General features: G+C 53.2%; 22 protein-coding genes. 10 read left to right on the top strand and 12 right to left on the bottom strand.

The window, feature by feature from the left end; all coding sequences use genetic code 11:
- Positions 1-125: 125 nt before the first annotated feature.
- From kbl to IPI29_02675, 3 genes are all read left to right on the top strand, one after another.
- Positions 126-1,325, top strand: a complete 1,200-nt coding sequence (gene kbl, locus IPI29_02685; protein ID MBK7411441.1) for a glycine C-acetyltransferase — start codon at positions 126-128, stop codon at positions 1,323-1,325.
- Complete coding sequence (locus tag IPI29_02680; GenBank protein MBK7411440.1) at positions 1,322-2,161, top strand: 3-hydroxybutyryl-CoA dehydrogenase; 840 nt, start codon at positions 1,322-1,324, stop codon at positions 2,159-2,161. Before kbl ends, IPI29_02680 begins: the two co-directional genes overlap by 4 nt.
- Positions 2,162-2,237: 76 nt before the next feature.
- On the top strand, positions 2,238-3,431 hold the full coding sequence (locus IPI29_02675) for an FtsX-like permease family protein (GenBank protein ID MBK7411439.1): 1,194 nt from the start codon (positions 2,238-2,240) through the stop codon (positions 3,429-3,431).
- Between the two features lie 405 nt (positions 3,432-3,836).
- Here the strand turns inward: IPI29_02675 and IPI29_02670 are convergent, their stop codons facing one another.
- The 10 genes from IPI29_02670 to IPI29_02625 form a co-directional block, all read right to left on the bottom strand.
- Positions 3,837-4,265: a DoxX family protein gene (locus IPI29_02670; GenBank protein ID MBK7411438.1), complete on the bottom strand. Its 429-nt coding sequence runs from the start codon at positions 4,263-4,265 to the stop codon at positions 3,837-3,839.
- A gap of 17 nt (positions 4,266-4,282) precedes the next feature.
- The gene (gene purL, locus IPI29_02665) at positions 4,283-6,520 is read right to left on the bottom strand and encodes a phosphoribosylformylglycinamidine synthase subunit PurL (GenBank protein ID MBK7411437.1); all 2,238 of its coding nucleotides are present in this window, start codon (positions 6,518-6,520) and stop codon (positions 4,283-4,285) included.
- Positions 6,513-7,955, bottom strand: coding sequence for an acetyl-CoA carboxylase biotin carboxylase subunit (locus IPI29_02660; GenBank protein MBK7411436.1), 1,443 nt, complete (start codon positions 7,953-7,955; stop codon positions 6,513-6,515). The genes purL and IPI29_02660 overlap by 8 nt, the downstream gene beginning before the upstream one ends.
- A 105-nt stretch (positions 7,956-8,060) precedes the next feature.
- A complete protein-coding gene (locus IPI29_02655; GenBank protein ID MBK7411435.1) occupies positions 8,061-9,212 on the bottom strand; it encodes a Fic family protein in 1,152 nt (383 codons plus the stop codon).
- Positions 9,213-9,367: 155 nt separating this feature from the next.
- On the bottom strand, positions 9,368-9,850 hold the full coding sequence (locus tag IPI29_02650; GenBank protein ID MBK7411434.1) for a hypothetical protein: 483 nt from the start codon (positions 9,848-9,850) through the stop codon (positions 9,368-9,370).
- Positions 9,851-9,950: 100 nt separating this feature from the next.
- Positions 9,951-11,267 carry a T9SS type A sorting domain-containing protein gene (locus tag IPI29_02645; protein MBK7411433.1) on the bottom strand — a complete coding sequence of 439 codons (1,317 nt, stop codon included), beginning with the start codon at positions 11,265-11,267 and terminating at the stop codon, positions 9,951-9,953.
- A gap of 112 nt (positions 11,268-11,379) precedes the next feature.
- The gene (locus IPI29_02640; GenBank protein MBK7411432.1) at positions 11,380-13,752 is read right to left on the bottom strand and encodes an endonuclease MutS2; all 2,373 of its coding nucleotides are present in this window, start codon (positions 13,750-13,752) and stop codon (positions 11,380-11,382) included.
- Positions 13,753-13,754: 2 nt separating this feature from the next.
- Complete coding sequence (locus IPI29_02635; protein MBK7411431.1) at positions 13,755-14,207, bottom strand: GatB/YqeY domain-containing protein; 453 nt, start codon at positions 14,205-14,207, stop codon at positions 13,755-13,757.
- 72 nt (positions 14,208-14,279) lie between these two features.
- Positions 14,280-14,660, bottom strand: a complete 381-nt coding sequence (locus IPI29_02630; protein ID MBK7411430.1) for an XRE family transcriptional regulator — start codon at positions 14,658-14,660, stop codon at positions 14,280-14,282.
- A complete protein-coding gene (locus IPI29_02625; protein ID MBK7411429.1) occupies positions 14,657-14,857 on the bottom strand; it encodes a type II toxin-antitoxin system HicA family toxin in 201 nt (66 codons plus the stop codon). The genes IPI29_02630 and IPI29_02625 overlap by 4 nt, the downstream gene beginning before the upstream one ends.
- A gap of 108 nt (positions 14,858-14,965) precedes the next feature.
- Between IPI29_02625 and IPI29_02620 the strand changes: the two genes are divergently transcribed.
- Both IPI29_02620 and def read left to right on the top strand, forming a co-directional pair.
- Positions 14,966-15,637 (top strand): TIGR02253 family HAD-type hydrolase, encoded by a 672-nt coding sequence (locus IPI29_02620; protein MBK7411428.1) that lies wholly within the window; start codon positions 14,966-14,968, stop codon positions 15,635-15,637.
- On the top strand, positions 15,634-16,179 hold the full coding sequence (gene def, locus IPI29_02615; protein ID MBK7411427.1) for a peptide deformylase: 546 nt from the start codon (positions 15,634-15,636) through the stop codon (positions 16,177-16,179). The genes IPI29_02620 and def overlap by 4 nt, the downstream gene beginning before the upstream one ends.
- Positions 16,180-16,331: 152 nt before the next feature.
- On the opposite strand, the gene IPI29_02610 is transcribed toward def, so the two are convergent.
- Entirely contained in the window at positions 16,332-16,604 is a 273-nt protein-coding gene (locus IPI29_02610) for a DUF2442 domain-containing protein (protein ID MBK7411426.1), read from the bottom strand.
- Complete coding sequence (locus tag IPI29_02605; protein MBK7411425.1) at positions 16,592-16,837, bottom strand: DUF4160 domain-containing protein; 246 nt, start codon at positions 16,835-16,837, stop codon at positions 16,592-16,594. Before IPI29_02605 ends, IPI29_02610 begins: the two co-directional genes overlap by 13 nt.
- 179 nt (positions 16,838-17,016) lie before the next feature.
- Here IPI29_02605 and IPI29_02600 point away from each other — a divergent pair, with 179 nt between their 5' ends.
- The 5 genes from IPI29_02600 (at position 17,017) to IPI29_02580 (ending at position 22,708) form a co-directional block, all read left to right on the top strand.
- On the top strand, positions 17,017-18,489 hold the full coding sequence (locus IPI29_02600; protein MBK7411424.1) for an aldehyde dehydrogenase family protein: 1,473 nt from the start codon (positions 17,017-17,019) through the stop codon (positions 18,487-18,489).
- A gap of 157 nt (positions 18,490-18,646) precedes the next feature.
- Complete coding sequence (locus IPI29_02595; protein ID MBK7411423.1) at positions 18,647-19,501, top strand: PorT family protein; 855 nt, start codon at positions 18,647-18,649, stop codon at positions 19,499-19,501.
- 40 nt (positions 19,502-19,541) lie between these two features.
- Positions 19,542-20,423, top strand: coding sequence for an outer membrane beta-barrel protein (locus IPI29_02590; protein ID MBK7411422.1), 882 nt, complete (start codon positions 19,542-19,544; stop codon positions 20,421-20,423).
- A 14-nt stretch (positions 20,424-20,437) separates the two neighbouring features.
- On the top strand, positions 20,438-21,898 hold the full coding sequence (locus IPI29_02585; protein MBK7411421.1) for a PD40 domain-containing protein: 1,461 nt from the start codon (positions 20,438-20,440) through the stop codon (positions 21,896-21,898).
- Positions 21,899-21,940: 42 nt separating this feature from the next.
- On the top strand, positions 21,941-22,708 hold the full coding sequence (locus IPI29_02580) for a CHAD domain-containing protein (GenBank protein MBK7411420.1): 768 nt from the start codon (positions 21,941-21,943) through the stop codon (positions 22,706-22,708).
- Positions 22,709-22,716: the final 8 nt, after the last annotated feature.

Raw genomic sequence — 22,716 nt, 5'->3', positions numbered from 1 at the left:
AATCGATGGAAGTTCTCGGTTTCTTGAGCATGACTCACCGACCGGTGCTTTGTTTCCGGTCCTCATGCTAGAGCTTGGCAAATTACGACCGATATTTGTGCGAACCTTACGAACACGGAGAATACATGGATTCGGCATTTCTCGACAGACTACGTACTGAGCTCACCTCGATCGACGAAGCAGGCCTTTATAAGCGGGAGAGGATCATTACCTCCCACCAAGGTCCGGAGATCACCGTAGCAGGACGCTCGGAACCTGTCCTGAACTTCTGTGCGAACAACTACCTGGGTCTGTCCTCCCACCCGGACGTGATCTCTGCCGCAAAACGCTACCTCGATTCCCATGGTTTTGGAATGTCGAGCGTACGCTTCATCTGCGGAACGCAGGACATCCATAAGGAACTGGAACAGAAGATCGCCTCCTTCTGCGGCACGGACGACACGATCCTCTATGCCGCATGCTTCGATGCCAATGGCGGTGTGTTCGAACCGCTGCTTGGTGAAGAAGATGCCATTATCTCCGACTCTCTCAACCACGCATCGATCATCGACGGCGTCCGTCTGTGTAAGGCCAAACGCTACCGCTACGAGTCGTGCAACATGGATGAATTGGAGTCGCAACTCAAGCAAGCACGTGCCGATGGTGCTCGAACCATCCTCATTGCAACCGATGCTGTCTTCAGCATGGACGGAACCATTGCGCCCCTTGACAAGATCTGCGACCTTGCAGACCAATATCAAGCGCTGGTGATGGTTGATGAATGTCACTCCATGGGATTCATGGGTGCACATGGCAGGGGCGTTGTGGAACATTGCGGTGTAACGGGCAGAGTAGACATCATCACCGGTACGCTCGGAAAGGCATTGGGAGGGGGCATTGGGGGCTTCACAACCGGACGTCAAGAGATCATCGACATGCTCCGTCAGCGGTCACGCCCATACCTCTTCTCCAACTCCCTCCCACCATCCATCGTTGGTGCAGGCATTGCTGTGATGGATCTGTTGAGCTCCACAACACAACTGCGCGATACGCTTGAAGAGAACACAAAGTACTTCCGCGACGGAATGTCGAAGCTCGGATTTGACATCGTGCCAGGTACCCACCCTATCACTCCGGTGATGTTGTATGATGCACCTCTTGCACAGGCAATGGCGGAGAAGCTTCTCGATCACGGCATCTATGTGATCGGCTTCTTCTTCCCTGTTGTTCCAAAGGGCAAGGCACGTATTCGCGTGCAGGTGTCGGCTGCTCACACGCGAGCACATCTCGATAAAGCCATCGCTGCATTCGGAGCTGTTGGCAAGGAACTGGGAGTGATCCAATGATCATCGGCATCTGTGGTGCAGGGACGATGGGAAGGGGCATTGCCATTGCCTCACTTACGGCTGGTCACGGCGTAGTGATCTTTGATATCAACGATGAGGCCTTGGTTGCCGCACGCAACAACGTGATCGAACAACTCCGCAAGGCCGTTGAAAAAGGCAAACTCGATGCCGCTGCATGCACCATCGCAGAGCAGAACATTGTAACCGGATCGAGCATCGATGTGATGTCGACCGCTAATATTGTGATCGAAGCCATTGCAGAACGACTCGACATCAAACACGCGCTCTTCACAGAGCTAGAACGCGTGTGTCGTCCGGACGCCATCCTCACCAGCAACACTAGCTCCATCAGCATCGCCTCCCTAGCACGTTGTTTGGCAAACACATCACGGTTTGCCGGACTCCACTTCTTCAACCCTGCTCACATCATGAAGCTCGTGGAAGTGATCAAGGGTCCACGCACCTCCGATGACGTCGTGTCCACCTGCGTAGAATTCGCAAGAGGCCTCGGCAAAACTCCCGTTGTAGCTGCCGACGCCCCCGGCTTCATCGTGAACCGCATCGCTCGTAACTACTACAATGAGTCCCAACGCATTGTGATGGAGGGGGCTGCATCCATCGCACAGGTAGACACCCTTATGAAGGGCATTGGTTTCAAGATGGGCCCCTTTGAACTCATGGACCTCATCGGTGTCGACGTAAACCTCGACGTTACGAAGTCGCAATGGGAACAGTTCTTCCACGAACCCCGCTTCACCCCATCACTCTTGCAACAACAGTATGTTGATGCCGGTCTTCATGGAAAGAAATCCTCGGGGGGATTCTTTAGTTACTAGTTACTGGTTACTAGTTACTCCTTTCAAGTAGCCTGTAACTAGTAACTAGTACCTAGTAACTTTCTAGTAGATGCAAATGCCGATAACAGGCTTACTTGCCCAACGTTTTGCTCGATCACTCCGAGCAGAAGGATTTGCACGTTTCACCACCATCGTTTCGGTGTTCAGTGTTGCGTTGGGGAGTCTTGCACTGATCATTGCCATCAGTGTCTTGCGTGGATACGAGGAGAAGATCGAAGAGACCGCCATGCGGTTCACTTCGCATGTAGAGGCAAAGCCCATTCTTGGTGATGTGATCGGCAATGCACGTGGATCAATGGAACGCGTGGCGACCATTGACGGTGTGTCATCCGTTGACATCGTTCTCAACCGCGAGGCGTTGGCTCGTACGCGATCCGGCGTGGACGGCATTGTCCTCTCCGGCGTTACGAACAGTCGTGCTACGTCGTTCATTAGCCCCATGATCATCCGTGGCGAGGGTGTGAGCGCAAACGGGGCCGTCCTTGGCGAGTCCATTGCAGCCGATCTTGGTGTAGACGTTGGTGACACCATCGTTATCTACGCTGCCAATGCTGAGTCGACGCAGCCCATCCTCTTCACCGTTCGTGTAGGGGGCGTATTGCGATCCGGCATGGCTACCTACGACAATACCGTAGTTGTGATGCCCCTTCACATCATACGTCAGAAGCTTCGGTTGCCTGATGACGTAGCGTCGAGTCTCCTCATCACCTGTACCGACAAGACACGTGCTCGTGGCGTAGCCTCCCGTGTACGTGATGTGCTGGGTCCACGTGCCTACGTCCTCACCTATCTCGACACCTTCCAAGCCATCTCTGCCTGGATCGAGTTGCAGAAGGAGCCCATCCCCATCGTTCTTGGACTCATCAGCATCGTAGCCGTGTTCACCGTAGTCTCCACTCTGCTCATTGCCGTTGTAGAGAAGACGCGTTCCATCGCCATCCTCATGACTATTGGCATGACGCCATTTCGGATCATGCTCATCTTCCTCACGCGCAGCATCACCATTGGTGCCATGGGCTCTGCACTCGGCGCTCTCATTGCCCTTGCCTTTGTTTGGATGCAATCCACCTGGCACCTCATCCGCCTCGACGGAGCGATCTACTACGTCTCCGAACTGCCTGTGAGTTTCTCCCCTGCCCCCTTTATCATCGTGCCGGCCATCAGCATCGGACTATGCATCATTGTTGCGATCGTGCCGATGATCATGGCAGCACGCGTGAGCCCGGCAAGAGCGCTGAGATTCTCTTAATGAAATGACGTAATGACGTAGTGACAGAGTGACGTCATTATGTCACTACGTCACTATGTCATTTCTTCTAGTCACTAAGTCACTTCTTGAACTAGGTCCCTCGTCGCTCCGGGCACGGCATGCCGTGCCCCTACACTCCTCGGGATGACGCTGTCCACCCGGTTTGGTGTAATGAGAAACGCGAGCATCATCAGTGATGATGCTCGCGTTTCTATTTCCTGAAAAAGTTGCGTTATAGCGTCATTCCGAGGAGTGTAGGGACGAGGCCCTGCCTCGCCCGAAACGACGAGGAACCTCGTGACGACTATGACGACTATGACGTTATGACGGTTATGACGTTTATGACGTAACGACAGTCATTAGTCATTCGTCATTAGTCATTTGTCATTAGTCATTTGTCATTAGTCATTTGGCTTCTTTTCTAAACAACAAAGCATCCACACTCGCCTTACCCGGACCCGACAAGAACACATAGATGGCGAGGAAGAGGAAGAGCAGGGCTTTCTCTTTCTTTCCAAATGGGTCTGCGGCGGAGTAGACAAAGAAGATGATGCTGAACAGTCCGATAGTCATGAAGGCTACGGGACGGGTCATGAGGCCAACGATGAGGAGGACGCCACCGGCAAACTCGATGTATGCGGCCATAAAGGCTTGCAACATTGGAAGTGGCCAGCCACGATCGGTGATGCCCTGGATCATGTCTCCCATTCCATCGAATACCTTCGAACTTCCATGATAGACGAGCAAGACTCCGAGCATGATGCGAATAAGTGTTGGCAGTGCATCCGTTGCCCACGGTTGCGTGAAGAGTGTTGCGAAGCGTTGGAGGTTCATAGGTGTTCCGTGGTGATTCAGGATGCCATGATCGATGGAAGTGCGCCTTCGAAGATAGCACTCAGGTCAGTGACGGGTTGATTAACGAGTCCCTTGATGTTGAGTGTATCTCCGCCGGTGGTGCCAAGCACGGTCAACGGGACCTCATTTGCAGCACAAAGATCACGCACAGCATCAAGCGCTGTAGAAGGGACGCTTACGATGATCCGACTCTGGGCTTCGCCAAAGACGTTGCCGGCGTTGTGATCGAATGGTACGTCGATGGTTGCCCCAAGCCCCTTACCAAATGTCATCTCCGACAAAGCAACGAGCAGTCCGCCTTCGGAACAATCGTGTGCAGCGGTGATGAGTCCGGAGCGAATGGCAAGAAGTGTAGCACGCTGCAGACGAACCTCTTCATCGATGTCGATGTAGGGGGCTTCCCCTGTCACCCTACCCTTAATGGTCTTGAGATACTCACTGCCACCAAGCTCACTGCGCTGCCATCCGAGCATGAGTACATGTTCGTTCTCATTCACAAAGGCATTGCCGATCACTGTTGTGATGTCATCGATGAGTCCCAACATGCCGATGGTTGGCGTTGGGAATACGGCGTGTTGTTGTGATTCGTTGTGGAAGCTCACGTTGCCGCCCGTGACAGGAGTGTTGAGCGCGCGACACATATCGCCCATGCCACGGATGGCCTCGGCGAATTGGTAGTAGACCTCGGGATCGTAGGGATTGCCAAAGTTGAGACAGTTAGTGATGGCCACGGGCTCGGCACCTACGCAGACGCAGTTGCGGGCGGCCTCGGCAACGGCCGACATTGCACCGCGATAGGGATTGAGATAGACGAAGCGACTGTTGCAGTCTGTCGTAACGGCAACGGCCTTGCCTGGCAATTCCTTGATGCGCAACACAGCAGCATCGCCGCCGGTGCGGATAACGGTGTTATCCCCTACCTGCGAATCATACTGCTCATAGACCCAACGCTTGCTTGCAATGGTCGGCGATGCGAGCAGTTTGGTGAGGATCTCCGTGCATTCTTTTTCGTGGAGGTTTGGACCTTGATCGACCGGACGGTTGGTGAGCTCCAAGTATTCGGGCTTCTTTTGTTCACGCACATAGACCGGTGCATCGCCCCCTAACACAAGTGACTGTGCAGGGACGTTGGCAACAACCTTACCGTGACGAGATACGTTGACGTGTCTGTCTGATGTGACTTCGCCGATCTGTACAAACGGCACATCCCACTTTTCACAGACTTCTGCAGCGCGTTTCTCCATGCCCTTTTGCACCACCACAAGCATACGTTCTTGCGATTCCGAAAGCATGATCTCATAGGCACTCATCCCTGCTTCGCGCAGTGGCACTTTGTCGAGATCGATGCGCATACCTACTTCGCCCTTTGCACTCATCTCGGCGGTAGAGCACGAGATGCCTGCGGCACCCATGTCCTGCATGCCTACTACGACGCCTGCTTCGATGAGTTCGAGTGATGCTTCGAGAAGGAGTTTCTCCGAGAATGGGTCGCCCACCTGAACGGTTGGACGCATATTCTCCGTCTGTGCATCGAACTCGCGTGAGGCCAAGAGCGACGCGCCGTGAATACCATCACGTCCCGTGCTAGATCCCATGATAAATACCGGATTGCCTGCGCCAAGTGCTGTAGCAGACGCCATTCGATCTGCACGTAACACACCAACAGCCATCGCATTCACGAGTGGGTTGTCTGTGTAGCAACGATCAAAGTAGATCTCGCCCCCTACCGTAGGGACACCGAAACAATTGCCATAGTGGCCGATGCCGTGCACGACGCCCTTGACGAGGTACTTTGTACGCTCTGTATCGGGTTCACCAAAGCGAAGGGAATTCAATGCAGCTATTGGACGTGCACCCATCGTGAAGATATCGCGCAGGATGCCCCCTACTCCCGTTGCAGCTCCTTGGAACGGCTCAACGGCGCTTGGGTGGTTGTGCGATTCGATCTTAAAGGCAACACCATAACCTTCTCCGACATCGATCACACCGGCATTTTCTTCACCCGCCGCAACAAGCATTCTACCGCCACTGCGAGGGAGTGTCTTGAGTTGCAGGATGGAGTTTTTGTAGGAGCAGTGTTCACTCCACATCACCGAATACACGCCGAGTTCCGTGTAGGTTGGTGTGCGACCCAATTTGTCGCAGATCAGATCGAACTCCGCGTCGGTGAGTCCAAGTTCGCGTGCCGTCTCGGTGGTCACCGAGATCTCGCTGACAGGTGTGGTATCAGTCATGGGATGGTAGTGGTTGTCTACGTTGTTCTTCTGCTGTGAACCCTGCCGCGGCTATCGCTGCAAGTGACGAAAGGAAGTGTTCTGGTTGGGAGATCGGCCAATGTTCCTTCACATAGAACGTGCTATAGGCACCGGTTCTGAAGGGGGCTGAATCAATAACGAGTCGGCAGAACGGAATGGTCGTTTTAAAACCAACGATCTGATAGTTGTCGAGCGCTTCAAGTGTGCGTTCAATGCACGTTTCGCGGTCCTTGGCGTGAACGATGAGTTTGGCGACCATTGGATCGTAGTGGACGCTAACTTCATAGCCTTCATACAGGGCTGTGTCGTTGCGGACGCCATCACCTTCTGGCAACTGCATAAAGGACACGATGCCAGTATCGGGGAGGAAGTCATTGAACACATCTTCCGCGCAGACCCGACATTCAATTGCAGCGCCTTTTGGTTTTGCAACATCGGTCTGGTTGTACGTGAGTTTTTCGCCTGACGCAATGCGCAGTTGTTGTTCTACGAAGTCGATGCCCGTGACCATTTCCGTTACCGGGTGTTCTACTTGGAGTCGGGTATTGACTTCCATAAAGTAAAACTCACCCCGAGCATCCAGCAGGAACTCCAACGTACCGGCATTGGTATACGATGCTGCCTGAACGAGTCGCGCAGCCGCTTCTCCCATTGCCTTGCGGATGGCAGGAGTCACTGCCGTTGAAGGCGACTCCTCGACCACCTTTTGATGTCGGCGCTGCACCGAACATTCCCGCTCCGGGAAATACAGCACCGTCCCATGATGATCTGCCAGGATCTGAATTTCGATGTGACGGGGCTCCACGATATACCGCTCAATAAAAACCCGTCCATCATTAAACGATGTAAGAGCTTCATTTTGAGCAGCATGAAAGGCCGATTCGATCTCCGATGCCTCTTCAACGATGCGCATTCCCTTGCCGCCACCGCCAGCAGCAGCCTTGATGATCACCGGATAGCCGATCCGTTCTACCACCGCCCGTGCATCGTCGAATGAGGCAACGGCGCCATCACTGCCCGGCGAGATCGGCACCTTTGAGGCAATGGCCAGGTCGCGCGCTGCCGTCTTATCGCCCAGCATCGCGATCGCCTCCGGCGTTGGCCCGATAAACGTCATACCCGCTTCTGCAACAGCGCGGGCGAATTCTGCATTCTCCGAGAGGAAGCCATACCCTGGGTGGATCGCGTCGGCCCCCGACTCCTTGGCAGCCGCCAGGACCTTTTCCACCACCAGATACGATTCCCGCGGTGTAAAGCCCCCTATCCCAATAGCAACATCAGCCTCCGCCACGTGCGGCGCCCGAACATCCGCATCCGAATAGATAGCCACAGTGGCTATCCCCATACGTTTACAGGTGCGCATAACACGCAGGGCAATTTCGCCGCGATTGGCGATCAGGACTCGTTTGAACATGGGGCAAAGTTACGGAAGTGCGGTCACTCTGAGCGGAGTCGAAGTGCCGTCACACTGAGCGGAGTCGAAGTGCCGTCACACTGAGCGGAGTCGAAGTGCCGTGCACTACGCTCCACGATCATCTCGGCGAAACGGCAGGTATCCTTCGGCGTCCATCGTATGGATCAACGCGGTCAAAAGTGCCGGGCCGCTGAAGCGCGCTACATAACGACGGGAGCGGATGGTTGGATAGGCAGCGATAATTCCTATCTGTTTGTGATCGGCAATGATATGGGAGATGCTGGCTGCGGACTTTCCCGGGTAGACGGATCGATAGGTTGAAGCATCACCATCGCCGTTCTTTGCGATACGACTCAGTACCTGCGCCATTTCATCGGTGATCTGTCCAGATTGTACGGCAAATCGTATTGTCGGCTGAAGAATACGCGGACCAAGGATGTTGGCATCCAGGAGTGTTCCGACCTTTTCCAGTTCACGTCGCAATCCGGAGAGAACGAACGCACACCAACGGAGACTAGACGCTTCGGTTCCGTCGTCTGCGTCGCTCAGCCCGTCCATGTAGTCAGCTCTGTTATGACAGAAAACAGCCGTTGGGTTAATGATCCGACCCTGATCAATGCGATACCCGTCTCGAATGAGCATTGCATAGGTAAGAAGTCGAACCACTCGTCCGTTTCCGTTGCGAAACGGGTGAATCGCTGCACAACGATGATGTGCAATGGCTATACGCATCAAGGAACGCCGTACATCTATCGGTTCATTGATGAAGGTTATGAACCGATCCATCAATTCCGGTACATCCAGTCCTGGCGGTGGAACAAAGGATGTTCCAGTGATCGCCACATTCCCACTGCGATATCGCCCGGGGCTTGGATCCCCCTCGCCCCCTACCTCAGGGGGACGTAGATTCTTCACGGTGAGTCGATGAAGTTCCTGCAGAAAGGAATGATCAATTCTGCGATGGCTTTCCTCAGCAAAAACCGATTCGATCCATGACATCGCGTCTTCAAGATTGGAGATCTCCCGAAGTCCTTCCGTTGAGTCGGAAACACCATTCACAGCCGCTTCAACCAACTCATCGATCGTGGTGCGATTCCCCTCGATACGAGCTGACCCTAAACTCTCCAGCAGGTGGTAGACCTGCTTGATATCTGCGAACACCGCAGGGTGCGTCGTCCCTCCCAACGTTTGAGATTTCCACCGCTCGAGAGCAATGATGTCCTCAACGATCGGGTGGTCAAATCCAGGGGTCGGCATCGTTAAATGAAGGGGCTTCACAACACATTTTCTAAAATGCACATTTTACGAATGCTAAAATACACAATGATCATTAAATGCTCTTTCTACCTATTTTCCAACGACTTAACACATACCAATCTAAATTATCATTCACCGTCCGCTAAAGTAACAATTTAGTCTGCCGTCACCACAAATGGCACATCATCATGCTCTTTGCCATGAGAAACTCGCAGTTGGTATCTACCTTCACGAAGGTACCCTAGTTGAACTGGCAGATGCGTTTCGCCTGCAGCAACAACGAATGAAGCTATCGTGCTGCTCTCAACTATTGATCTGTTGCCATTCGTAGTGAAGGTTACTAGGGTTACAGACACAGTACCACCTACAGAACTCGCGACCTTAATCATCGTTGGTGCTCCGCACTCCGTCGCCGTTGGCACTACCCTGATTGGGCCGGGAGACACGTCATGAACATTGGTCCGCTGGGTAAGCCGCGATATCATGGCAAAGTGCACATTGGCTATCTCATCAGCAGGAATGGAAACGGACGAAACAGATCGTGCCGAATCCGTCGCTACCCCATCGTTACCGGCAACCATCACCGTTGAACAAACCAAGTATCCGGCTACAACACCGATCGAAATGAGCCCCTTCATCTTCACCTCCGTTATGTGTCACCTAACGCTCTAACAATCTAGCACTCTAACAATCTAACTATCTAACAATCTAGCACTCTAACAATCTAACTATCTAACCCTACCGCTGCACAAACAACTTCTCCGTAACCGTTCTCTCCCCTGTCTGAGCCAGAACGACATAGGTGCCGGTGGGCAAATGTGATACGTCCAGGGTGCGAGCGTCTGTTGACGTTGAGACCACGGAACCGGTGAGATCCACCACGATCAATCTGTCTGCCGGACGGTCTCCACCGATAGACACCACTGTTGTTGCCGGGTTGGGCATAAGCGTGAGCTCCGGAGGTTTTGCTGGAGAACGCCTGTTGCCTGGACGAAACAAAAATGGGAGATAGGTGCGTCGTGTGCAGATGAGTCCTAGGTCGTGCTGGTTGACGGGTCGAACAGAGACTTCGATGAGTTGTCCGGGCAACTGATCCGTCACGTAGATCATGGTGTCACGTGTATAGATGTCGCGGACGATTCGCATATCCCGGTCTTCATCCTTCTCGCCGAACGATGCTCTTACGACCACGTGATATTGCTTTGCATCTGGGTGTCTGTTCCACTTTTGAGTTAGTGAGACGCGACGATACTGATCGGAGGTGATGTGCGGCGGATGAAACTTGTTGATGATCATCGATGAGTCTCCCCTCCAAAGCAGAACATTGCCTTGGTGATAGACACCGATCGCAGCTCGCGAATTGCTCCAGCCGGGCACATGTTCACTCCAATGGTAGAGACCGCCGTAGAGTCCATTGAATGAAGGTACCTGCAACCGGTCGCAAATGAGAGAGTCTACCCGACGATATGAATGTTCATCCTTTGATGTGATCACCGCTTCAAAAGAGCCGATCAGCATGAGGTCGTCATTGCGAATCTCAATAGTAAGCCGAGCGGAGTCGTAACTCGTGGTGGGATGGTATGCCAGGACGGCAACTCCATGTTTCCGCTGTGCGATCGTCTTTCTACCAACACCCTCATGTCGGAATGAGCGATTGAATCCACCACCGCTGCATTCCGTTAGGACCAGCATCGTTGTGGAGTCATCTCCGTCCCAATCCCATTCACTCGTTGTATAGAGCACAGCAACCACCATGATCCGCGCGTCGTTGCGAAAGAACGCGCATACCTCACGAACCTTCACTCCCGACTCTTGGTGCAAGAGCGTCCAGGCTCCCCGTGCATCGGTTGTCACCCACACTTGGAGGATGTCTGAATCTACCTCCTGAAACGCCGCCACTATTCGGTCATTCGACACATCCATCGACTTTGCCCGCAAGTGCGTATCAGTAGGAACGTGATTGATCACCTCCCACCTCGGCACATACTGCGTTCTAAGGGGCTCCATGGATCCGATCATGATCAAGATCGCGAGTGCTATCCTACGTGCTCTCATGGCATCCTCCACAGTGTGTCTCTCTTATGGACACACCTACAGCAGAATGCGTTACTCTACCACTCTACCACTCTAGCACTCTAACACTCTAACATTCTAGCACTCTAACCATCTAACGAAACTCCACCACCGTGATCCCATCGCCCCCTTCATGAATCGTACCGATGCGCCATGACTTGATCTGCGGGTGCTCATGGAGGTATTCGTGCACAACCTTGCGCATGGCGCCGGTGCCCTTGCCGTGGATGATGGTGGCGTGCGTGAGGGTACCGAGGATGCCGTCGTTGATGAAGTCTTCGAGGGCGCGCAGTCCTTCGTCGGCGCGCATGCCGCGCAGATCGAGTGATGTGCTGGAGTCGAGCTTGAGGTGATCTACCACACTTGCTTCGCGTCTTCGTTCCTTAGGTGCCGGCTGTCCTCCACGTTCGAGTTGGTCAAGGGGCACCTTGAATTTGATGCCGTTGACGTCGATCATGGCGGTCTTGCTCTTCTCATCAATGCTGATGATGGTGCCGGAAGATGATGTGCCACGCACGGTGACGGTTGCTCCCGGACTCAACGCCGTTCTGTCACCGACCTCAGGGTGCGGTGATGAAACAACGGAGGCTTCGGAAGTCTGATCGATCTTGCCGGCTTCGAATTCGCGTTTGATCTCGGCTGCCGACTTCTGTTGCTCTCGCACTTCGCGGATGGTGTTCTCAACAAGGGCGTTTGCCTTGCGGAGGATCTCGCGTGCCTCTTCGCGCGCGTCCTCTACAACGCTGCTGCGCTTTTGCTTGACGGCGGCCAAGCGTTCTTCGTAGTCCTTGCGCAACCGTTCTGCCTTGGCATGTTCTTCCGCAGCGGCGCGATGAGCGGCCTCGGCTTCGGTGCGGAATTGCTGCATGGCGTTGATACTCTTCTCGAGTTCGCCGTGACGATCTCCGAGGTAGCCGGTGGCGCGTTCAATGACGATATCGGGCAGTCCAACGGCCTTTGCCAGATGGAAGGCATAGGAGTTTCCCGGCACACCATACAGAAACCGGAAGGTTGGCTGCATCTTTTGGTCATCGAATTCCAACGATGCGTTGGTGATCGATGATCGTGTGAGAGCGTATTGTTTGAGCGATGATTGGTGGGTGGTTACCACAAAACATGCACCACGTTCAATGAGGGAGTCGAGGATCCCGGCAGCCAAGGCGCCCCCTTCCGCCGGATCAGTACCGGCACAGATCTCATCGATCAGGACAAGGGCGTTGCCGTCGCAATGAGAGAGCACATCGCGAAGTCGGATGATCTGTGATGAGAAGGTAGAGAGGTTCGACTCAATACTCTGGTGATCACCGATGGCCGTGGTGATCCTGCGAGGTCGCATCGAACACATACCAAGAGGAAAGATGCCGCTCATTGCCATCGACATTGTGAGTCCAATGGCCTTCATCGCAACGGTCTTCCCACCGGCATTGGGTCCGGAGATAAGGATGCCGCGGGTTGTTGCATCAAATCGCACACTGAGCGGGATAACCACATCGCGTGTACGTTTTGCATTGATCGCAAGGATGGGATGATGAACGTTTGTGAGTTCGATCTCTTCATCATCGACGATCACGGGTTTGATGCCGCCATGGTCCAGGGCGAAACGGGCGCGGGCCAGGATGGTGTCGAGTTCCGTAAGAACCGCCACAGCCGACTCAATACCATACGACACCGCACCAACCTCACTCGTGATGGTAGTGAGGATGCGAATGATCTCTCGCTGTTCACGTCCGTTGAGAATGGCGAGATCGTTATTCATCTCATACGTCTCGGCGGGCTCCATGAAGACCGTCTGTCCCGATGCCGATACGCCGTGGATGATGCCTTCAACACTTCGTTTCGTTTCAACGCGCAACGGCAGTACGAATCGTCCGTCGCGTTGTGTGATGAAATCCTCTTGCAGCAGCTCCTCTTCACCGAACTTCTTCAGCATGCGTTGAAGTCGAATGCGAAGTCGAGCACTGAGCTCATGGATCTCTCGGCGGATATTCAGCAGTTCCCTGCTCGCATTATCGCGCACATTGCCCGTATCATCGATCGCATCGGTGATATGTTTTTCCAGGACACGATCTTCGACAAGGGGCTCACAGAACGTAAGCACCTGCTCGCAACGAGCGTGACGTTCTCGGAAGAACGACTTCAGGTTCCGCGATGTTTGGAGAGCTTCGAGGACCTTGAGCATGTCCGGCGCAGAGAGGAAGTTCCCTTCGATGCGGGTGCGTGACAGAAGCCCCCTAACATCAGACATTCGATCGTAGGGAATGGTCTCACCCATTGCGATAAGATCGAGGACTTCACTCACACGGTCGAGGTCGGCACGCAGAACCACCGCATCCATCGTCGGACGAAGCTGCAACATTCGTTCAGAGCCCGCATCCGACACACAATGACGTGCTATGGCTTCGAGGACGCGCGGAAACTCCAGTTCATCCAGTGCTGTTTCGAGCAGGTCACGTTCCGAGGCAGCCATCGTCAGGAGCCGCTCAAGAGCTGTTTAGCCACTGATTGGATCAATGACCCATCGGCCTTCCCCTTCAGTGCCTTTGTTGCTGCACCCATGAGTTTACCGAAGTCGCTCTGTTGTGTTGCACCGATCGATGCTGCCAACTCCTTCACAGCGGCACGCACATCATCCTCCGACATCTGCGCCGGCAGGAACTCCATGATGATCGCCAGTTCCGTACGCTCCGTGTTGGCACGGTCCGTATAGCCGGCTGCGTCGAACTGTTCAATTGAATCCTTCCGCTTCTTGGCGGCAGAATTCAAGATCTTGAACTCATCGTCCGACGTCATCTCGCGACCAATGCCGCTCTTCTCAAACTCAAGGATCCCCGCCCTCAACGAGCGCAATGTTTCCAGGCGAACCTTGTCACCCGATTTCATGGCAGACTTGATCTGCTCAACGATGTTTTCTGTAAGAGTCATGTTCAAAACTACGCAGTTACGGGGTTACGGGGTTACAGGGTTACGGGGTTACAGGGTTACAGGGTTACGGGGTTACGGGGTTACGTCAAGCTTTAAGAGTTCGGCTCCGAGATCGCGCAGTCCCTGAACGATTCTGCGTGTTTGTTTTTCACTAGGGCGTTTGAGACCAAGAACATATTGTGCCAACAAGCTTTCATTCATTCCTATACGACGGGCAAAAGCGCTTGAATTGATCACGTTGTAAAAAGCGAACAACTGCGTCAATTCCAGTTGAAGTGCGATCTGTTGTGGTTTGATCACACGAGACTCTTCGCTGAAATACAACTCGAGTGCCTCAACCGCAGTCTTGCGTAGGGATGAAACATCATCTGCAGCCGTATAGACAGCATACTCCTCGCAAAACCCGGAGTATCCGGTGTTTGTTCTCTCGACTATGAACGTGTACGGTTTCATGCGTCACCCGTTGTCACAATGTTGGCATCTTTTAGAATACGTAGTAAGAGACCTTTGCCTATCTCGCGCTTTCCATGTCGGGGAAGGACGATCTGTCCGTTCTTGGTCGGATGTCGTAGCATCATGTGTCCCCCCGTGTGTCGCACCTCATACCATCCATCACGAAGAAGAATTCTCAAGACATCATTAAAGGACATGTCCGACTCACAAAGGTAATACTTTCTTTACCTGTTCACAAATGCTTCTTTGAACTAGTATAGAGTGCATTGGGAGGGTCGAAACGTGACGTGTACGTATCTTGCGCGATGATCAAAGCCGTTGTATTCGACCTCGACAACACGCTTGTGGACTTCATGGCCATGAAGCGTCAGGCTGTGGATGCTGCCATCGGCGCTATGATGGATGCCGGTCTGAACCTGACGTATGATCAGGTGAAGGAGCATATCGACAGCATTTACAAGGAGTTGGGGATTGAATACCAACAGGTGTTTGACCGACTCCTCATGGACGTGCTGGGTCACGTTGATCCTCGCATCATCTCTGCGGGCATCATCGCCTATCGCAGAGCACGTGAGGCAGCCCTCAAGCCGTATCCGCATGTAACGGCAACGCTGATGCAACTCAACCGCCGTGGGATCAAGCTCGGCATCCTCAGTGATGCCCCAACGCGCGAAGCATGGTTGCGGTTGTGCTTCATCAACTACCATCACTTCTTTGATGTGGTTGTGACCTTTGACGATACCGGCGAGCGCAAACCAAGCCCCCTACCATTCAAAACCGTCCTGAGCAGATTGGATGTAGCCCCGGAAAATGCCATCATGGTTGGCGATTGGGCAGAACGTGATATGCTCGGTGCACGTAATGCAGGGATGAAGACCGCGTTCGCACAGTACGGCGACTCCTTTGGAAACCAAGACCTCAAGGATGTGGACTATGTCCTGGAGGATATCAAACAGCTCCTCGACATCGTTGCATGATCCTTCCCGTCTACACATATAACCATCCCGTCCTGAAGCAACGAACCATCGAGATCCCCGATCTCTCCGATGAACTCAATTCGCTGATCGACGATATGTTCGCCACGATGTACAATGCCAACGGCATCGGTCTGGCAGCAAATCAAGTTGGTAAGGGGCTCTCCCTTACCGTGATCGATATCTCCGATGCGGAAGAGGAAGATGAAACAGACGGTCCACTCGTTCTGATCAACCCCGTTGTTGAAGCCTTTTCCGACAACGAAGAAGAGTTCGAAGAAGGGTGCCTCAGTCTCCCCGACCTACGCGATGTTGTGATCCGTCCAAGCGAGATTCAGGTCCGCTTTCTCGACCGGCACATGAAGGAACAACGTTTGGAGGTTGGTGGACTCCTCGCACGTGTGATGCAACACGAGATCGATCACCTCAACGGCATCTACTTCTACGAACGCCTCTCCCCCATCAGACGTACCCTTGCCCAAGGCAAACTCAAACGTATTGCAAGGGGCGATATAGAGCCGGAGTATGAGATCTTTCGGTTATGACCTTTATGACGTTATGACGGTATGACGGTTATGACTGTTATGACGGTATGACGGTATGACGGTTATGACGGTATGACGGTATGACGATATGACTGTTATGACGGTTATGACGTCATAACGTCATAATGTCATAACGTCATAATGTATTGATGTCATACTTCAAACGGGTCTTTCCCCGTGATCTCCGCCCACATCCCGTCCGGCGCTAGATCAACTCCACATGGCCAGGTAACGGCCCCGTGCTCGATATAGACCCGAGCGAACTCGTCATCATCACGCAACGCTTCAAAGACTCCGGCATCGCTGCTGTAGATCAGCTCATGCAGATCGATAGATCCCGTTGTGCCGTCCCGGAACTCTACTTCCAATGTTCTGCCCATGAGCGGTCTGACAACAGTTACGATCCATGGTTCTACGATATACATTGTATGACCTTACGTAATAGATCCCAATTCTCCCTCAATTCCTCTCGATGGAGCTCTATCCATTCCTTGACTAAATTCGTCACTCGAGGTGGTAACGCACCAGCGTATATCTCAGCCGACTCTATCGTGATCGACGCCGAGTATTCTCCATAGAACGCATGAATATGCGGCACGTTATGGTCTTCCCAAAACATCGTTATCACGATTCCGAAAAATACTGAAATGGTAGGCATAGTCGTTCCTAGATCGTGTGAGTTTCCTTTTCACGATCTTTGTGCCTCCACAACCCCCAAACGTGACTCCACAACGTCATGAATGTGACAGTGTCATAACGTCATAGCGTCATAAGAGTCATACCGTCATAACGTCATAAAGTCACTCTGTAACCCCGTAACCTCGTAACCCCGTAACTATGAAGAACTACATCGCTGGCCAATGGCTTCCATCCTCAACCGGACGCACGTTCAACAACCTCAATCCGGCCGACGCCACGGATGTGATCGGTGCGTTTCCGCTTTCATCAGCTGATGATGTTGCAGCTGCCGTTGATGCTGCTTCTGCTGCCTATAAGCAGTGGAGATTGTTGCCGGCGCCGAAGCGTGGAGATATCCTGCGCGTTGCGGGCGACATCTTCACGCGCCGTAAGGATGAGCTTGCGGCGATCATGACGCGGGAGATGGGTAAGACGCTCGCTGAAACGAAGGGCGACATCCAGGAAGCGATCGACACGTGTTACTACTCTGCAACGGAAACGCGGAGGTTGTTTGGCTATAACGCCCCCTCCGAAATGAATAACAAGATGAACATGTCCTTCCGGATGCCGATCGGTGTGTGTGGGATCATCACGGCATGGAACTTCCCTATCGCTGTTCCATCGTGGAAGATCATACCTGCTCTTGCATGCGGAAATACTGTTGTCTTCAAACCGAGCGATGATTCTCCGCATAGTGCGAACATCTTTGCAGAGATCTTGGAAGAAGCCGGACTCCCCGCCGGTGTGTTTAATGTGATCCACGGGAATGGTGAAGCAGGCTCTGCTATCGTTGAACATCCGGATGTCCGCGTAGTTGGCTTTACGGGCTCTACCACTACTGGCAATGCTATCGCTGCTCGTTGCGGTGCTCTCAATAAGAAGGTCTCGCTCGAAATGGGCGGCAAGAATGCACAGATCGTGATGCCGGATGCCGATATGGATCTGGCTCTGCATGGTGTGCTGTGGGGCGCGTTTGGTACCACCGGACAACGCTGCACAGCCACATCGCGATTGATCCTGCACGAGGCCATCCACGACACGTTCATCGCAGAGTTAGTGAAACAAGCGTCAGCCCTGATCCTCGGTAATGGACTCACGAATGCCGATGCACAGGTAGGACCGGTGATCAACCAACGTCAGCTCGACAAGATCCTCTCCTACATCGAGATCGGTAAGGGCGAAGCCACATGTGTGCTTGGCGGCGAACGTGATGTTGACGGAACAAAGGCAAACGGCTTCTTTGTGAAACCAACGATCTTCACCGATGTTGAACGCACAGATCGCATCTTCCAAGAAGAGATCTTTGGCCCGGTCCTCAGCGTCGCGAAAGCCACGTCGTTCGAGCACGCCCTCGAACTCGCCAACGATTCTGCGTATGGTCTCTCTTCCAGCATCTACACCCGTGACGTAAATGCTGCATTCACCGCCATCCGCGATATCGAAGCCGGTATCACCTACATCAATGCCCCAACCATCGGCGCAGAAGCCCATATGCCATTCGGTGGTATCAAGGGTACAGGCAATGGACATCGCGAAGGGGGCTGGACAGTGTTCGACATCTTCACGGAATGGAAGACGGTCTACGTTGATTTCAGCGGAAAGCTGCAACGTGCGCAGATCGATAATTACTGATAATCACGGAGATACATGAGATACATGAGATACACGAGATACACGAGATACACGAGATACGGAGATACATACCATGAAAGGTAGAGTATCTCTAGTATCTCTAGTATCTCTTGTATCTCTCGTATCTCTCGTATCTCTTGTATCTCTGGCTTCGCCCGTGTTTGCTCAAGAAGACATTCTTCGTCCGGCAGCAAAGAGGCAGCCGAAGGATAAGGTTCCGCCTGACGGTGATACGGTTGCTGCGCGAGAACGGAGACCTGTGAGGCGACCGTTCCTTCGTGTTGGAGTGGAAGGTGGCATGAACCTCAACACTGCTTCGAGGGATGTAACGGGTATACTCGCAACGTCGCCATACATGGTGTATGAGGGTGGCAGTGGTATATCGCCCCTTGCTGGACTCTACGTTGAACTGGATGTAGCACGTTCAGTTGCGGTTGGAGTTCGCGTGCTGTATGATGTGAAGAGCTTTACGGCACGAAAGGAAGATGTGATCGAGGATTGTCCGATCTATGACCCGCTATCGGGATATGCGATCGGCTATACGTTCGCTGCTCTTTCTTCGGAATATGAAACAACACTGACGTACTTCACCATCTCTCCCCTAGTGCGATGGAGCCCCGTTGCCCGACTCTTTATCCAGTGCGGACCGGTTGTTCAGTTTGCTCTAGGTAACACTACCACTACCCTCACGGAGATCATGGATGACGGTGAAGACTGTCGATTCTCCAACGGCACCGAACTAAGCACCACCAGAATAGAAAGCAGCACAGGTCCGGCCGATCCGGATGTTCGGTTCGGCATCGATGCCGGGGTCGGATACATGATCCCCCTCGCCCCTTGGCTCGATCTGGTACCGAGATTAGGCTATCAATGGATGTTCACCCCGTTTACCGAGCAGACTACCGGACTGGATGACACCAGCCAGTATAGCACTGGGCTGACCACCTACACTGCGACTGAGGGAGTTTTACGAAGCCTTCAAGCCTCGCTCTCGCTGTGGTTTGTGTTGTAGATTGCGCCTTCTCTTGTCTACAATAGTCTTGGAGGGATCAGTGAGAACTTGGTCGTGTCTCATCATTGCATTCATCGTCGGCTGCGTGGCCCTGCCTGCACAAGAAGACGTTCTTCGCCCAAAGGGTCGTCCCGGTGCCGTGGAATCCGGCAAACGCAAGTCCAGCAGTAGGGGGCTTACCTGGCGCCTCGGTCTCGAGGCCGGGATCAACTATTCGACGACATCACGTGATGTAACAGGGGCATCCTCAACGTCCTTCTTCAATACCTTTGCGTCCGGAAGTGGTATCTCACCTCTGTTTGGACTCTATGCCGAGGTTGCCGTATCAAAATCGATCGCTATCGGTGGACGATTCTTGTACGACATGAAGTCCGTGAGCGGTAGCAAGAATGATGTTGTACGAGATTGCTCGGTCCTCGATGGCTACGGTAATGTAAACGTAGTGCAAGCTGAGATCGCAGTGGATTATACCAATACGATCAGCTACTTCACGATGAATCCATTGATCCGTTTCTCCATCACCGATGGATTTTTTGCCCATCTGGGCCCTGTGATCCAGGTTGCTGTCTCCGATGTTGAATCAACCGTCAATCAAGCGATCGACCCAGCTGATGCATGTAGGTTCGTTGATGAAAATGGTCAGTTCACATTGACCTCTACTTCGAACACAACAACGGGCACGGCAAATCCTTCAACACGTTTCGGACTCGATATTGGACTTGGCTACATGATCCCTCTCACGTCTACGATCCACCTCGTACCCCGCGTTGGGTACCAATACATGTTCACGGAGTACGACACATCTACATCACTCCTCGATAACACGCAGGAGATCACCAATCCCCCTTCTCGAGTAGTAGAGATCTCGACTGGAAGTCTGAACAGCCTTCAGGCATCTCTCTCACTTTGGTTCACGCTGTAAGAAAGGAGCACCACATGGTATCACGCATTCTACCGATCCTGCTCCTTCTCGCCTGTACAATGGCATCGGCGCAGAACATCCGGATCGAACCTCTCGATAACAACACATCCACTGACGATTTCGCACCGGCCTACACAAATCATGGCCGCGTGATCATCTTTACTTCTGATGAAGGGGGCGATGGACAACGCCTTCGCACCATGGAGCGTACAAGTGGCGGCTGGACCGCCGCTACCAACCTGCTTGGCGATGTGAACGATGCAACCCACAGCGGGTCGGGTACACTTACGCCTGACGGTCAGTCCATCATCTTTGCCTCATATGAGAACGATGTTGACGGACGTGGTCGAACAGATCTCTACTCCGCTCGCAAGGTCAACGGGAAGTGGATCGAAGTGACCAACCTGGGCGCAGCGATCAACACCGATTTCTACGACGCTCATCCGTCGATCACCGCTGATGGTCGCACGCTCTACTTTGTCTCCGACCGTCCGGGCGGCAACGGTGAAACAGATATTTACGTTGCCACATGGGGAGGTTCTTCGTGGGGTGCAGCAAAGCCCCTTGCCGGGATCAATACGGCAAAGAGTGAGATGTCTCCGGTGATCGCTGCCGACGGAAAGACGATCTATTTCTCCAGCGACCGTGCCGGTGGAGCAGGTGGCTTTGATATCTACGTTGCAAAGATCTCTGGGTCGGCTGTGACCGATATCCGCAGACTTTCCGATCCTGTGAACACCGCCGCTGACGAAATGTTCTACTCCGCACTTCCGAATTCTGATCAGGCGTTGCTGAGTCGCACAACCTCGAATGGTGATTACGACAACTACACCGTAACACCCAATCCATTCCCTTCTGAAGCGGTCACGCTTGTTGAGGGTGTTGTTGCCGATGCCACAACAAAGGTTCCACTCGGATCCACGATCACCGTAACAGATCTTGCTACGGGAAAGAAGGTAGCCGGACTTCGCAGTGATGATCAATCCGGACAATATTATGTGACGCTCACACCGGGTCGGATCTATTCCATCACAGCAAGTGCACCCGGCTACGTCTTCCATACAGAACGGTATGAAGTTCCGCCTGGTGCAAAGGGAACAACCGTGAAGAAGGATATCGATCTCTCGCCCCTTACTAAGGGCGGAGCCCGACTTTTGGTCTTCTTCGATTACGACAAGTCAGAACTAAAAAGCGAGTCAACCCCTGAACTCGAACGCATCATCGAACTCCTTCGCGAGAACCCGACCATCAAACTTCGCTTTGATGGTCATACCGATGATCAAGGTTCCGATGACTACAACGATGCCCTCTCCCTCCGTCGTGCACAGTCCGTTCTGAACTATGTTGTTGCAGGGGGCGTACCAGCCACCCGCCTCGAGGCAAAGGGATTTGGGAAACGTCAACCAGCAGTTCAAGGCGCAACCGATGAAGCCCGCGCCGCCAACCGCCGCGTCGAAATGAAAGTCGTTGAATAGCGAATAGCGAGTAGCGAATAGCGAACAGCGAATTCAAATGAAATGAAGATGTTTTACAATGCGCAGTGGCTGCGACTTCTTACAGAGGTTGGGGCCCTGCGCATTTCTGTTTCGAGTTCGCATGTGCATGAGATGCGAGTTGCCACCAAGAAGGTGATGTCGGTGATGCGTGCATTGGACAAGAGCGAGATGTTGGAGGCGCTGCGTCCACTCTATCATGCATGCGGCCGTGTACGTGAGCCGGAGATCATGATCGCCATCATTGCAGAGATCGCAAAAGAGGGATCGATCGATGTGTCGTTCGTATTGCGAAGACTTCGTGCGATACGAGCATCGTCCATTCATTCGCTCAAACACGAACTTTCCATTCTGGATGATGCAGCCCTATCGACTGTGCGTTCTGCGGCAGAGCAGGTGCTCGCCGGTATGACAGATCTCAGCATGGAGCGAGCACGCGACCACTACATCAAGGGTCGATACAAACATGTGTGCAAGATCTGTAAGGACCTCGACGATATGGAGGTCTTGCACAAGATCCGAAGGGACCTCAAGGACATCACGTATCTCCTGGATCTTGCTCCGGTGCATGATCGCACAAACAAACGTCGACATTCCTTAGTGGAAGACGTTGAGTCCTTCCTTGGCGCCATCCACGATCATGCTGTTACACGTGTTTGGACCGGTGACCTGCCGGAGGGCACCATCAGCGATGACTCGCGTCACACGATCCGTCAATTCTTGAAGAACATGATCAGAACCGATGTTCGCTCGGCACGAACAACGGTAGCTTCATTGTGCCGGGATTGGTAGATTGAACC

This window comes from Ignavibacteria bacterium (genome assembly GCA_016707005.1).
In the GTDB taxonomy this organism is placed as follows: domain Bacteria; phylum Bacteroidota; class Ignavibacteria; order Kapaibacteriales; family Kapaibacteriaceae; genus UBA10438.
Note: the sequence above shows the minus strand (reverse complement) of the source record. Positions and strands in the feature narration are given on the sequence as shown.

What these genes read in the sequence shown, in the direction of transcription:
- IPI29_02660 (MBK7411436.1), bottom strand. Translation starts at nt 7,955, where the DNA reads ATGTTCAAACGAGTCCTGATCGCCAATCGCGGCGAAATTGCCCTGCGT.
- IPI29_02655 (MBK7411435.1), bottom strand. Translation starts at nt 9,212, where the DNA reads ATGCCGACCCCTGGATTTGACCACCCGATCGTTGAGGACATCATTGCT.
- IPI29_02600 (MBK7411424.1), top strand. Translation starts at nt 17,017, where the DNA reads ATGAAGAACTACATCGCTGGCCAATGGCTTCCATCCTCAACCGGACGC.
- IPI29_02645 (MBK7411433.1), bottom strand. Translation starts at nt 11,267, where the DNA reads ATGAGAGCACGTAGGATAGCACTCGCGATCTTGATCATGATCGGATCC.
- IPI29_02630 (MBK7411430.1), bottom strand. Translation starts at nt 14,660, where the DNA reads ATGAAACCGTACACGTTCATAGTCGAGAGAACAAACACCGGATACTCC.
- IPI29_02640 (MBK7411432.1), bottom strand. Translation starts at nt 13,752, where the DNA reads ATGGCTGCCTCGGAACGTGACCTGCTCGAAACAGCACTGGATGAACTG.
- IPI29_02675 (MBK7411439.1), top strand. Translation starts at nt 2,238, where the DNA reads ATGCCGATAACAGGCTTACTTGCCCAACGTTTTGCTCGATCACTCCGA.
- IPI29_02585 (MBK7411421.1), top strand. Translation starts at nt 20,438, where the DNA reads ATGGTATCACGCATTCTACCGATCCTGCTCCTTCTCGCCTGTACAATG.
- IPI29_02670 (MBK7411438.1), bottom strand. Translation starts at nt 4,265, where the DNA reads ATGAACCTCCAACGCTTCGCAACACTCTTCACGCAACCGTGGGCAACG.
- IPI29_02680 (MBK7411440.1), top strand. Translation starts at nt 1,322, where the DNA reads ATGATCATCGGCATCTGTGGTGCAGGGACGATGGGAAGGGGCATTGCC.
- IPI29_02620 (MBK7411428.1), top strand. Translation starts at nt 14,966, where the DNA reads ATGATCAAAGCCGTTGTATTCGACCTCGACAACACGCTTGTGGACTTC.
- IPI29_02580 (MBK7411420.1), top strand. Translation starts at nt 21,941, where the DNA reads ATGAAGATGTTTTACAATGCGCAGTGGCTGCGACTTCTTACAGAGGTT.
- kbl (MBK7411441.1), top strand. Translation starts at nt 126, where the DNA reads ATGGATTCGGCATTTCTCGACAGACTACGTACTGAGCTCACCTCGATC.
- IPI29_02650 (MBK7411434.1), bottom strand. Translation starts at nt 9,850, where the DNA reads ATGAAGGGGCTCATTTCGATCGGTGTTGTAGCCGGATACTTGGTTTGT.
- IPI29_02610 (MBK7411426.1), bottom strand. Translation starts at nt 16,604, where the DNA reads ATGTATATCGTAGAACCATGGATCGTAACTGTTGTCAGACCGCTCATG.
- IPI29_02605 (MBK7411425.1), bottom strand. Translation starts at nt 16,837, where the DNA reads ATGCCTACCATTTCAGTATTTTTCGGAATCGTGATAACGATGTTTTGG.
- IPI29_02635 (MBK7411431.1), bottom strand. Translation starts at nt 14,207, where the DNA reads ATGACTCTTACAGAAAACATCGTTGAGCAGATCAAGTCTGCCATGAAA.
- purL (MBK7411437.1), bottom strand. Translation starts at nt 6,520, where the DNA reads ATGACTGATACCACACCTGTCAGCGAGATCTCGGTGACCACCGAGACG.
- IPI29_02625 (MBK7411429.1), bottom strand. Translation starts at nt 14,857, where the DNA reads ATGTCCTTTAATGATGTCTTGAGAATTCTTCTTCGTGATGGATGGTAT.
- def (MBK7411427.1), top strand. Translation starts at nt 15,634, where the DNA reads ATGATCCTTCCCGTCTACACATATAACCATCCCGTCCTGAAGCAACGA.